Here is a 10,346-nt window from a genome sequence, read left to right on the forward strand (position 1 = left end):
TCGTGACATCATTTTGGTCATTTATCGCCACACATTGTATCAGGTTTATCATGCCCGGACGCCAGGAAATATCCGCTGTTCACCCGCTGTTCACCAACGAGTACCTGATCCCCTTGCTGGAGTTGCTGGCCAACCGTGGAATAAGCCCGGCACAGCTGGTCGCAAGTACCCGCATTTCGCCTCGGGCGCTTGGACAACCCGGCACACATATCTCAGCGCGTGAGTACGACCAGATCGTACGCAATGCCTATCGCCTGTCAAACGATCCGCTATTGGGGCTGGAGCATGGGCGAAGAATGAGCATCGCAAGCCATGGCTTTCTCGGTTTTGCGGTGATGGCAAGCGAAACTCTGGGCGAAGGTCTCTCGCTGGCGGTACGTTACGCAGGCACCCGTACCGGGTTGGCCCGTATTCGATTTCGTCAAGGGCAGGATGAGTGCGCTCTGGAAATTATCAGAGCGGCTGCCCTGCCCGACTCCTTTCCATTTATTGCACACAACATACTATCGACGCTGGTGACGATTGCTCGTTTTTTAACCCGCAACAATGACATCCTCACCCCAATCATCAGACTCGTCGAGTCAGCACAGCGACCAGTGGCTTTCTATGAACAACTGTTAGGCTGTGACGTCGAGTTTAACTGCGATCAGTTCGAACTTGTCATCCCTAAGGCGGCTCTGAGTCTCGAGGTATCGACAGCGAACAGCGTCGCTCGACATAGCGCTGAGCAGGAATGCGAGCGACTATTGGCAGAAGCACCGGGTGAGCATATTGATCTGGCTTCACGCGTCCGCACACTTCTGATCAGTTACGGCAGCGGCCTGTCCCTTGAAGATGTCGCAGAGCGCCTGCGTATCAGCACCCGATCCCTCAACAGGCAGCTGGCACAACTCAACACCAGCTTCCGAAAAATGGTTGAAGAAGTAAGACGTGAACAGGCCACTAGACTGCTTGGCAACTCCAGTATGAAGGTTTCTGATATTGCGGAGCAATTGGGTTACACAGATACATCAAACTTCGTGCGTGCGTTTCGGAAATGGATGGGAATCACACCATTAAATTACCGAAAACTGACCAAACATGTGTCCTGAGTCACAATATTTCCAACCACAGTTTCACAACACCTGTATAATAACGATAACTTTGAGGCGCTGATTGTCCATAAGGAAGTGGAAGATACGAGCGTCCGAAAAGCACAGGCTGCGGCCTCATAACAAAAGAATAATTAACATGTCTCACGTACACTTTCAGTCCGGCAAACGCCCGGTATATCAGGAATTATCTGGTGAAGTGACCCGCTTCTTCAGTGAGAAAGGAATCAGGAAAACCGGCGATGACCGCCTCCATAACAAAGCCATTTTTATTGCTCTGTTGTACGCTGGAAGCTATCTGCTCATCTATGGCCTGTCTGGCTCAATGCATTACATCGCGTGGGCGCTGCATGGTGTAGCTACAGCACTGGTGGGCTTCAACATCATGCACGACGGTGCGCATGAATCTTTCAGCGGTTCACGTAAGCTCAATCGCCTGATGGCTATGTCCTTCAACCTCGTTGGTAGTAATCGTTACTACTGGGCACAGAAGCATAATCGCAACCATCACGCCTTTACCAATGTCGATGAAGCAGATGAGGATATCGACGCACTCGGACTGTTCCGGATGAGCCCTCATCAACCGCATCGCCCATTTCACAAGTATCAGCATTTTTACGTCTGGTTCCTGTATCTGATTACCAGTCTGTTCTGGTTCTTTGCGCTGGATTTTAAAGCCTATGGCAGCCAGAAAATTGCTCGCAGGGATTATTCGCACCGCATGAAGCTCGCTGACCATGTGGAGTTCTGGGCATCGAAAGCCATCTATGTGACCCTGTATCTGCTTATTCCTATGGCTGCTTTGGGAACAGGCCCAGCACTGTTAGGCTTTCTTCTGATGCACGCCTTTCTGGGCTTCCTGTTCGCTGTCATCTTCCAGTTGGCACATGTCGTAGATAAAGCTGAATTCCCCCGTCCGGACGAACGTGGTGTATTACCGGATGAGTGGGCCGTACATCAGATGCGTACTACGGTAGACTTCGCCACCGACAGCCGTTTTCTGACCTGGGCTCTCGGAGGACTGAATTTTCAGGCAGAACATCACCTGTTCCCCAGGGTCAGCCATGTGCATTATGCTGAACTGCATCCCTTGGTTAAGAGCAAGGCTGCCGAGCTGGGTTATGAAGTGCGTTCCTACCCTACTATGTGGGCAGCAATTAAAGGTCATTATCGTCACATGAAAGCACTGTCCGTGCCGGGCACTCCAAAGCGCGCTTTTAATGCAGAGACTACAGATAAGATACAAGAGACAGGCTGTACAGAGTGCACGACCGGATCTGAGGAACTCAGAGCCTCCTGATGCATCCCACTCCTGAGGCTTTGAAAAAAGGTGACGGAGGCAAATATGGGAACATCTGTACACACAATGAACGAGTTGTTTGATCAGCTGGGGCTGCCATCCCAAGACCAGCAGATCTACAAATTTATTGAGCAGCATAAACCGGTTGCCGACAGTAAGAAGATCTACGAGATGGACTTCTTTTCTGACTCCCAGCGAACCTTTCTCAAAGAAAAAACAGAGGAAGACGAAGACTGGGCAGAACTGACTGACACACTCGACTCTCTGCTGCGCCGACCGGCGGATATCAGGCCCTCCTGATTACTGAATCAGGTTGCCCGAACACTACCGACAAGAACAAAAACAAACAGGTACCTGGCGGCCCTATGCACCAAAGGCTGGAGCAACACATAAAGCAGCACCTCGGAGAAGAGGATAACCTGCCTGAAAGTTTTCAGGCGCTTCTCCGGGACGTTGACCGAACCTACGAATTACTGGATCAACAACGGTCCGACCTCATGGATACGCTTGAGCAGAGTGCGCGTACCATGCTGGAGCGTAACGCGACTCTGACCCGCAACCTCGAATCCCAACGAAAATCACAGCAGGAACTGAGTCAGTCCTACGAAGTACTCAATGCCACGCTCAACGCGTCAAACGAAGGCATTCTTGTCGTCGACAACGATGATCACGTCGTCGCGTTCAATGACCGCTACGTAGAGTTACTCCGTACCTCACGGGACGAAGTCATCTCTCGTTCTGGTACCGACCTGTTCCACTACTCCTGCTCCTTGTTCAGCGATAAAACGAAGCTGCATAGTCAGCTAGCGGCGATCCGCGATCCTGGAACATCATCGTTTGATGAATACAAATTTCATGACGGAACAACACTGGAGATATACGGGCACCACCATGAAGTTGCCGGCTTCATATGGATGATCCGCGATATTACAGAAGTACGTGAAAAAGAAGCGACCATCAGTTATCAGGCATACCATGACAGTCTGACTGGCTTGCCAAACCGCGTACACCTGCAGCAGAAACTGTCTGAGGCCATTGAAGAAGCCACAGATACACACAAACGCTTTGCTCTTTGCTATCTGGACCTGGATGGTTTTAAAACCATCAACGACAGCCTTGGTCATAGTACCGGAGACGAGCTGCTTATTGAGGTCGCCCAACGCCTTCAGGGGGTAATGCGCCCAGGAGACACACTGGCCCGTGTTGGCGGTGACGAATTTATCGTACTGTTCAATCACGTCGAGCACCACGATGAAGTACTGGAGTCCGCAGAGCATCTTCTGCTTCGCTTGTGTGATCCGATTCGCCTCGGACGCAGGGAGTTCGTCATTGGCGCCTCTATGGGGATAGCCATCTACCCTACCGATGGCGAAGAAGTCGGCATTCTTATGCGTAATGCCGACATCGCCATGTACCGTGCAAAAGCGAATGGTAAAAATTGCTACCATCTGTTTACGCCATCGCTGGAACGCATCGCCGTTCAGCGTATGTCCCTTGAGACCAGTCTGCGCAAGGCTCTGGAAAGCAACGCACTGGAGTTATATTACCAACCTAAGGTATGCCTCCACGATATACGACCAGGGATGTCAACTGGCCACCTCCACAGCTTTGAGGCGTTACTGCGTTGGCCAAAGTCTAACGGTGAGTTCGTATCACCAGAGAGCTTCATCCATATCGCAGAAGATGCGGGCATGATTGGCCGGATTGGTTTCTGGATTCTTGAGCAAGCATGCATCCAGGCAAAAGAGTGGTACCAGCAAGGCTACCAGGCCAACATCAGCATTAATATTTCCCCAAGACAGTTCCTGATTCCGAACTTTCATCTGGATATCGTCCGCACGATTAAAGAAATAGGCATACCAACCTCACTGATCTCAGTTGAGATTACAGAAAGCCTGCTGATGCAGGATCTCACTCATGCCCGCCACGTTCTCGAGTATTTCAGAGAACATGGCATATTTATTTATCTCGACGACTTCGGTACCGGCTTTTCATCACTCAATTATCTGAAGAACTTACCCGTCGACGCCATCAAAATCGACCGGACGTTTGTGAAGGACCTGAGTACGAGCACCGCCGATCAGGCTATTGCCGCATCGATCATTACGTTAGGCAAAAACCTCGATATGCTGATTGTGGCCGAAGGTATTGAGACCGCCGAACAAGCTGATTTTCTGATTCGCAATGGCTGCGATCTCGCTCAAGGCTTCTATTACGGACACCCAGTGAGTGCATCTGACGCAGAACAGTTCCTGCACCCTGACGACTTATTGCACTGCAATATTGCACATCGTCCAGTGGCGAAGTAAATTCGCCGCCTGTTTAACCGATTGATCACTGGAGCCCGCCGTGGAATACCCGTCTTTTATTGCGATTGACGCCAGCTCATATGAAGACACCGCACACCCGGTAGCGATTGCCTGGTCACTGGCTGATGGCACCGTCAAAACCACACTGGTTCAACCCGACGATGACTGGGACGACTGGGACTTTGCTCTTGAAGACCTGCACGGCATTTCACAGGACACCCTATATCAGATGGGGGAAACCGGGTGGTCGGTTATTCGTGAACTGGAAGCCGATCTAGACCAGCCATTTCTGCTTGCAGACAACGCCGAGCGTTGCGAGTTGCTGCTGGAGAAGCTTTACGACGCCTACGGTAAGGAATCATCGATCGAAGTTGGTGCATGCCAGGCTGAGCCGGGACTGGACATGCTGGGAGAATGGTACGAAGACACCAATTTCTGGCACCAGCCATGCGATGAGCGTGTACGTTTACTGCTCTTTAAGTGGAATGAATCAAAAGATCATTAACGATATATAAAACGAAAAAATAAGGATAAGAGATCCAAAACGATCTCTTATCTAATTTAAAATTCTAAACGTCGACTCAATTGAAGCAGCCCAGCGCTCAGGGACGCCCGCCTCACTGGCAAACTCCGACCATTTCCGGACTGTAGCTTCTACCTCAGCAACCAGTTCCCTTACCTTTCGTTCACGAATGTCTGCCGCCTTACCACATTCGATAAGATCGTCGAGAGTAAAACCATCACGCTTGCCGTTCACCGACATCTGATGCATCGACGTCCAGTCGCCTTCAGGATTGTATGCATATGTCACATCATAAGCAGGCGCCAATGACCAGTGCCCCTGCCGATTCATAAGAAAGCCGATATTTTTCGTATGGTCATCCTGATTGCGGATCATAAGGTTCAGCAGCATACGTCTGAACTGCTGCTCCTGAGCGACTTTGGCCTGCGTCTTCACTATCTGACGAATAACCCGGAAACACTGCTCGTAAGAATATCCACCCGCCACATTAAAATCATAGTGAGCGATACCGCAGAGCGTCTGCATGTGCAATTTCTTACCGGAGTCCGACCGGTCGAAACGCTGAGTCAGAAAGTGTGCGCGGCCGTTTTCTTCGAGCAAACGACTCGGCATCATCTCAATGCCCGCGGCCTTCGCCATCAGATAACACGCATATTCAATCCGTGTGTAACCTTGTGGATCTGCCAGTTCTTTGTCCCGGTTTGCTGCGACACCATCGAATTTCAACAGGTAGTGCCTGAAGCCCTGCTCGGTATCGCACTGGCCCGAGCGCACTTCTCCGGTTTCTTCATTCCACGCGATAACGGCCTTTGCCCTTGCGCCGCCGGCCGATGTTCCGACAGCGATGATCTGATTCAACGCCTGCGCGTCTTCCTCTCCTTCAATAATCTCAACGGCCAGTCCCTGCTTCTGATTCAGAGCCTTATTCGCCAAAGACACGAGTTGCGACAACTCAACGGCACTTCCATCTGAACTTTGCTGCCGTGTTGCTGGGGAAAATTCTAATGCCCCCATACCTCTCTGCCCCATGTAGAGTAAACGCTCGACCGGATTGAATGACCCCGGATCGCGACCTTGTGCCACCAACCATTGATCAATCAGCAAGTTACCGAACTTATCAGGCAGGGCATCCGCCAACATACCGGGTAAGCCCATAAAGGTTTCATGGGCAAGGCCGGGGAAGCTGAAGCGACCTGGTCTCAGCGGCATCATCAGAGGTGACAATGCTATGCCCGAGCGCAGAAATTCAGGAGAATATTCGAACACGCCGAGCTGACGCTCGTTGTCCCACTGCACTGCACCGATTGTGCGCCCCCAGAGCTGTACTTCCGCCAGACTGATCATTCTTCATCACCCCAGGACCAGCGCTCAGCATCACCCGCCAGACCGGATTCAGGTCTTGCCCGCTGGCGCAAAGGAGGTTCGCTGTAGATGCCCGCGCCTTTTTCACGAAGACTTGCCATAGGGCTGATATCCGGCTCGCGAATCAATGCGTCCAGCAAGTTCATCAGCTCCAGCGCCCGCAGAAGAGCGATCAGATTAAGCAGGCTAAGGTTACCTTCTCCGCTTTCAAAGCGTCGCAACGTAGCAACCCCGACTCCTGCGAGGTCTGCAAGGGCCTGCTGAGTGATATTACGCTGAAGACGCTCACTTCTTAGCCGCCCGGCTAACCTTGCCAGAATCTGCTGATCTGACAATGGTCCAAGATCATATAAACTCATTTATGATCTCCTAATTCAATATATGACAATATTTGATCATATACGATCGTTAGTGAAAAAAGCAATTCTACTATGCAACCTCAGCCAATCACAGTAGAGTACGCACCTTTCGTCTTTGCAACTTACGCTCGGGAATACAGGCATGGCACTGAAAGCCACCATCTATAAAGCTGAACTCATGATCTCAGATATGGATCGCGACTATTATGCGACCCATACCCTGACGATTGCCCAGCATCCCTCAGAAACCATCCTGCGGATGATGACCCGTATCGCTGTCTTTGCCCTGAATGCTCACGAGCGCCTGGAATTTACCCGCGGCATCAGCACCGAAGACGAGCCAGACCTCTGGCAACGCACCTACAGCGATGAGACAGAACTTTGGATTGAACTGGGCCAGCCCGATGAAAAACGCCTGCGTAAAGCGTGTGGCAAAGCGCAAGCAGTGAAACTGTACGGCTATCAGGGTAATGCGTTTGATGTCTGGTGGAAGCATCATGAGAACAAAGTACACGCCTACCCGAAACTGAGCGTGATCAAACTGGACGACGACGCCTGTACTCAGTTAGAAGCGCTATGCTCCCGCACAATGCGACTGCAAGCGACGATTCAGGACGGTACCATGTGGTTAGGGAATGACGAACAATCAATTGAATTCACGCCCGAGACACTCTTCAGTGGAGATCCGTCATGAGTACTTTCCGCAGCCTCCTACACGATGCCAACATACTCAAGCGCCTGGATTCGCTCGGCTACAAAGAACCGACACCGATTCAGGAAGCAGCCATTCCGCATATTCTTGACGGCACAGACCTGATGGCGGCGGCACCGACTGGCACCGGGAAAACCGCCGCGTTCATGCTGCCACTGCTGCAACTACTCAGCGAGCATCCCCGAACTGAAGAAGAAGGCTACCGCTACCCAAGATTGCTGATCATCGCACCAACACGCGAACTGGCTCAGCAACTGGCCGAGAACTTCCGCGACTATGGACGCAACTGCGGTCATCGATGTCTGCTTCTCTGCGGCGGTCAGAATCCACGCACCATCGAAGATAAAATGGCCGAAGGCGCCGATACCGTTGTTGCCACACCAGGCCGCCTGTATGAACTCATGATTCGTCATCGCGTCAGCTTTGAACACCTACAGTGCCTGGTGCTTGACGAAGCAGACCGTCTGCTTGATCTGGGCTTTGCCGAAGATCTGCAGCGCATCGTCCAGAAACTGCCCGACGTTCGCCAGAACCTTCTGTTTTCTGCCACCTTCGACAATGCCGTCCGTGAGCTTGCCTCTGAGCTTATGCCTGGCGCTATCGAACTTGGTCAGAAAGATGCCAACCGCACCAGTGAAAATGTCCGTCAGTGGCTACACCCGGTCGATCACAGCGATAAAGGCAACGCTGTCGCCTCACTACTGATTGAAAATAAATGGAAGCAGGTCATGGTATTTACCAAGACCAAGAAAGGCGCCGACGCGCTGACCGACCACCTGAAAGCAGAAAATATTCAAGCAGAAGTACTGCACGGCGACAAAACACAAAATGAACGGAACGACATTCTTGATGCCTTCCGTGAACATCGCCTGCGAGTACTGGTGACGACGGATGTTGCTTCGCGTGGTATTGATATTGAACACTTGCCTGCGGTCATCAATCATGACCTGCCACCGGTCGCGCACGACTATATTCACCGTATTGGTCGTACCGGCCGCGCTGGAGAAAAAGGCATCGCGATTTCACTGGTCGCCGCACACGAAGTCGACACACTGACCGCCATTGAAACCCTGATCGGCCGAGCCTTACGTCGCGAAGATCTTATCGGCCATGTGCCAAACCACAGCGTACCAGCGACAGGGCCAGGAAAGCTTAACCTGCGTAAGCCATTGAAAACGAAAGCGGGTAAAGAAAAGACCGAAAAGGGAAAATCTTCAAAAGGTAATCAAGGTAAGGAAAGCAGTCAGGAACTGAGCTCTGTGCCTCGCGCTAACCGTGCAAAAGAAAAACCATCCGCGCCACCAACGAAAGAGCCTAAAGGTCGTGGAGGATCTCTCTTCTCTGGTCGTAAGAATGTCACCAAGAGATCGATTGATTAAACACGCGAACACTATGCCTGCGATCTGAATTATTTCGGAGGCAACCGCCCCACAAAGAGATTACAGCGCTGAAGCCAGTATTCCAGATCTTCTGGCTCAGCGACTGCCGCGCCATCAACCATGACCATGCCCTTTAACGGACGACCGGTAAAGTCCATCTCCCGCGTCCCATCTTCGCCGAGCGCGGCGTCATAGTCTTCAGGGCCAACACGCACCATCAACTCGTCGCCGAGCACACCGCAAAGCATATGACCGTTGAGCATGATACAAAGCCCACCGAACATCTTCTTTTCGTCCCAGTGGCCAAAGTGACAGACCACCGTGCGAATACGCTCCGCAAGCTCAGTATCAAACGCCATAGAGTCAGGCCGGATTAATATCCAGCAGTTCAACTTCGAAAATCAGCAACGAACCACCTGGAATCGTACCCACCTGACGATTACCGTAAGCCAGACGCGCAGGAATATAGAATTTATATTTTGCGCCTTTGGTCATCAGCTGCACGCCCTCAGTCCAGCCCGGGATCACACGGTTCAGCGGGAATGAAATCGGCTCACCGCGCTTTACTGAGCTATCAAACACAGAGCCATTCATCAGCGTGCCGTGATAATGCACCAGCACAGTGTCGGTCGCTGCCGGACGAGTATCGCCCTCGCCTTCTGTAAGCACTTCGTACTGCAGACCGCTGTCGGTCTGAGTGACTTCACCGCGTAACGCATTCTCAGCTAAATAAGCATCGCCGACGGTCTCGTTTTCTGCTGCACCCTTACTGAATACACCCGCGCGCTTCAACGCGTAGATCACCAGCAAAACGATGAGTACGATCAGAACAATATTAAAATTCATAATGGCTCCTTAAATTTAACCGACATTATGCCGATTAATCTCAGAAATTACATTTGGAACACTCTGTTTGGCCAAACCTTGCCAATGCGACTGAACTTGTCCTTCTGATCCGCACCTAATTGACTAGGTTATACATCAGCCGCTGTGATGATAGCGGCAGATTAACGGATTTCATGGAGGCCGAGCATGTCGACAGTTAACAGTCTGAATACCCAGTCCACGCTAGAGGTGGATGGCAAATCCTACCAATATCACTCGCTTCTCAAGGCGGCCGAACAACTGAAAGGCATTGAGAAGTTGCCCAAGTCCTTAAAGGTTCTGCTGGAGAACCTGCTCCGCAACGAAGATGGCGACACAGTCACCACGGACGACATCAAAGCCATTGCAGGCTGGTTAGACAAGCACTCATCCGACCGCGAAATTCAGTACCGCCCTGCCCGCGTTCTGATGCAGGATTTCACCGGG

General features: G+C 51.5%; 11 protein-coding genes and 1 pseudogene. 8 read left to right on the forward strand and 4 right to left on the reverse strand.

Features of this window, described 5'->3' with window-relative positions; translation table 11 throughout:
* Nucleotides 1-50: 50 nt before the first annotated feature.
* The 5 genes from B2R29_RS12365 to B2R29_RS12385 all read left to right on the forward strand — a co-directional run bounded on the left by B2R29_RS12365 (nucleotide 51) and on the right by B2R29_RS12385 (nucleotide 5,205).
* Complete coding sequence (locus tag B2R29_RS12365) at nucleotides 51-1,091, forward strand: AraC family transcriptional regulator (protein ID WP_301181348.1); 1,041 nt, start codon at nucleotides 51-53, stop codon at nucleotides 1,089-1,091.
* A 139-nt stretch (nucleotides 1,092-1,230) separates the two neighbouring features.
* On the forward strand, nucleotides 1,231-2,391 hold the full coding sequence (locus B2R29_RS12370) for a fatty acid desaturase family protein (protein ID WP_301181349.1): 1,161 nt from the start codon (nucleotides 1,231-1,233) through the stop codon (nucleotides 2,389-2,391).
* Nucleotides 2,392-2,436: 45 nt separating this feature from the next.
* Nucleotides 2,437-2,691: a DUF2789 family protein gene (locus tag B2R29_RS12375; RefSeq protein WP_301181350.1), complete on the forward strand. Its 255-nt coding sequence runs from the start codon at nucleotides 2,437-2,439 to the stop codon at nucleotides 2,689-2,691.
* A 65-nt stretch (nucleotides 2,692-2,756) separates the two neighbouring features.
* Nucleotides 2,757-4,700: a putative bifunctional diguanylate cyclase/phosphodiesterase gene (locus B2R29_RS12380; protein ID WP_301181351.1), complete on the forward strand. Its 1,944-nt coding sequence runs from the start codon at nucleotides 2,757-2,759 to the stop codon at nucleotides 4,698-4,700.
* Between the two features lie 40 nt (nucleotides 4,701-4,740).
* On the forward strand, nucleotides 4,741-5,205 hold the full coding sequence (locus B2R29_RS12385) for a hypothetical protein (RefSeq protein WP_301181352.1): 465 nt from the start codon (nucleotides 4,741-4,743) through the stop codon (nucleotides 5,203-5,205).
* Nucleotides 5,206-5,256: 51 nt separating this feature from the next.
* On the opposite strand, the gene B2R29_RS12390 is transcribed toward B2R29_RS12385, so the two are convergent.
* Together B2R29_RS12390 and B2R29_RS12395 are read right to left on the reverse strand one after the other, a co-directional pair.
* The gene (locus B2R29_RS12390; RefSeq protein ID WP_301181353.1) at nucleotides 5,257-6,567 is read right to left on the reverse strand and encodes a type II toxin-antitoxin system HipA family toxin; all 1,311 of its coding nucleotides are present in this window, start codon (nucleotides 6,565-6,567) and stop codon (nucleotides 5,257-5,259) included.
* Nucleotides 6,564-6,944 carry a helix-turn-helix domain-containing protein gene (locus B2R29_RS12395; RefSeq protein WP_301181354.1) on the reverse strand — a complete coding sequence of 127 codons (381 nt, stop codon included), beginning with the start codon at nucleotides 6,942-6,944 and terminating at the stop codon, nucleotides 6,564-6,566. Before B2R29_RS12395 ends, B2R29_RS12390 begins: the two co-directional genes overlap by 4 nt.
* A gap of 142 nt (nucleotides 6,945-7,086) precedes the next feature.
* Here B2R29_RS12395 and B2R29_RS12400 point away from each other — a divergent pair, with 142 nt between their 5' ends.
* Together B2R29_RS12400 and B2R29_RS12405 are read left to right on the forward strand one after the other, a co-directional pair.
* Nucleotides 7,087-7,638: a YaeQ family protein gene (locus B2R29_RS12400; RefSeq protein ID WP_301181355.1), complete on the forward strand. Its 552-nt coding sequence runs from the start codon at nucleotides 7,087-7,089 to the stop codon at nucleotides 7,636-7,638.
* Nucleotides 7,635-9,035, forward strand: coding sequence for a DEAD/DEAH box helicase (locus B2R29_RS12405; RefSeq protein ID WP_301181356.1), 1,401 nt, complete (start codon nucleotides 7,635-7,637; stop codon nucleotides 9,033-9,035). The genes B2R29_RS12400 and B2R29_RS12405 overlap by 4 nt, the downstream gene beginning before the upstream one ends.
* A gap of 29 nt (nucleotides 9,036-9,064) precedes the next feature.
* Here the strand turns inward: B2R29_RS12405 and B2R29_RS12410 are convergent, their stop codons facing one another.
* Together B2R29_RS12410 and B2R29_RS12415 are read right to left on the reverse strand one after the other, a co-directional pair.
* Complete coding sequence (locus B2R29_RS12410; RefSeq protein WP_301181357.1) at nucleotides 9,065-9,394, reverse strand: TfoX/Sxy family protein; 330 nt, start codon at nucleotides 9,392-9,394, stop codon at nucleotides 9,065-9,067.
* A 4-nt stretch (nucleotides 9,395-9,398) separates the two neighbouring features.
* Nucleotides 9,399-9,881 (reverse strand): FKBP-type peptidyl-prolyl cis-trans isomerase, encoded by a 483-nt coding sequence (locus B2R29_RS12415; RefSeq protein ID WP_301181358.1) that lies wholly within the window; start codon nucleotides 9,879-9,881, stop codon nucleotides 9,399-9,401.
* A 186-nt stretch (nucleotides 9,882-10,067) separates the two neighbouring features.
* Here B2R29_RS12415 and B2R29_RS12420 point away from each other — a divergent pair.
* Nucleotides 10,068-10,346: pseudogene (locus tag B2R29_RS12420) on the forward strand (aconitate hydratase); the annotation flags it as partial.

Source organism: Thalassolituus sp. UBA3500, assembly GCF_002377545.1.
Lineage (GTDB): Bacteria > Pseudomonadota > Gammaproteobacteria > Pseudomonadales > Oceanobacteraceae > Thalassolituus.

Coding starts and splice junctions, on each gene's coding strand:
- B2R29_RS12365 (WP_301181348.1), top strand. CDS start 51: ATGCCCGGACGCCAGGAAATATCCGCTGTTCACCCGCTGTTCACCAAC.
- B2R29_RS12370 (WP_301181349.1), top strand. CDS start 1,231: ATGTCTCACGTACACTTTCAGTCCGGCAAACGCCCGGTATATCAGGAA.
- B2R29_RS12375 (WP_301181350.1), top strand. CDS start 2,437: ATGGGAACATCTGTACACACAATGAACGAGTTGTTTGATCAGCTGGGG.
- B2R29_RS12380 (WP_301181351.1), top strand. CDS start 2,757: ATGCACCAAAGGCTGGAGCAACACATAAAGCAGCACCTCGGAGAAGAG.
- B2R29_RS12390 (WP_301181353.1), bottom strand. CDS start 6,567: ATGATCAGTCTGGCGGAAGTACAGCTCTGGGGGCGCACAATCGGTGCA.
- B2R29_RS12395 (WP_301181354.1), bottom strand. CDS start 6,944: ATGAGTTTATATGATCTTGGACCATTGTCAGATCAGCAGATTCTGGCA.
- B2R29_RS12400 (WP_301181355.1), top strand. CDS start 7,087: ATGGCACTGAAAGCCACCATCTATAAAGCTGAACTCATGATCTCAGAT.
- B2R29_RS12405 (WP_301181356.1), top strand. CDS start 7,635: ATGAGTACTTTCCGCAGCCTCCTACACGATGCCAACATACTCAAGCGC.
- B2R29_RS12410 (WP_301181357.1), bottom strand. CDS start 9,394: ATGGCGTTTGATACTGAGCTTGCGGAGCGTATTCGCACGGTGGTCTGT.
- B2R29_RS12415 (WP_301181358.1), bottom strand. CDS start 9,881: ATGAATTTTAATATTGTTCTGATCGTACTCATCGTTTTGCTGGTGATC.